The 733-nt window shown below is 70.4% G+C and carries 1 protein-coding gene; it reads right to left on the bottom strand.

Features of this window, described 5'->3' with window-relative positions:
• Window positions 1-733: AMP-binding protein (locus G3N99_RS40850; protein ID WP_206125266.1), on the bottom strand; the 733-nt coding region annotated here is incomplete at both ends.

Here is a 733-nt window from a genome sequence, read left to right as displayed (position 1 = left end):
CCGATCGGCAGGTACGCGGCGTCGCCGAGCTTCGCGAGATCGTCACCGGGCCGGAACATCCACAGCGTCGGCGTGATGACGGTCTCGGTCGGGCCGTAGCCGTTGACCACGCGCACGTTCGGCAGCGCGCGGCGCAGCATCGCGAACGCCTCGCGCGACGTCGCCTCGCCGCCGACGGTCAGCGAACGCAGCGTCGGCGGTGCGCCATGCGCGAGCGCCCATTCGGCGAGTTGCGCGGCGCAACCGGGCGGCACGTAGGTCATCGTCACGCCATCGCGGACCATCATCGCGCAGGTCTGCGCCGGCGGCCACAGCACGTCGGCCGTCACCGACACGGCGGCGCCCGACATGTATTGCGAAAACCAGCCTTCGTGCGCGCCGTCGAAGTTGACCGACTGGAACAGCAGGAACACGTCGTTCTCGCCCGCGCCATAGCGCTCGGCAATCGCCGCGCAATGCAGCGCGAACGACGCATGATCGACGATCACGCCCTTCGGCTTGCCGGTCGAACCCGACGTGTAGATCGCATAGGCCGCGTGGCCCGGCAGCACGTCCGGCAGCGCGACGTGCGCGGCTTCGTCGAGTGCGTCGACTTCGTCGGCGCGCCACACGCGCAGATCCGGCAATTCGGGCAGCGACGCGACGCTCGCGCCGTCGGTCAGCACGTGCGCGATGTTCGCGTCGCCGACGATCTGCGCGAGCCGTTCGCGCGGATGCGCGGGATCGAGCGGCA

The organism is Burkholderia sp. Ac-20392 (assembly GCF_017104585.1).
In the GTDB taxonomy this organism is placed as follows: Bacteria; Pseudomonadota; Gammaproteobacteria; order Burkholderiales; family Burkholderiaceae; genus Burkholderia; species Burkholderia lata.
This window is presented reverse-complemented; position numbering and strand designations above follow the sequence as displayed.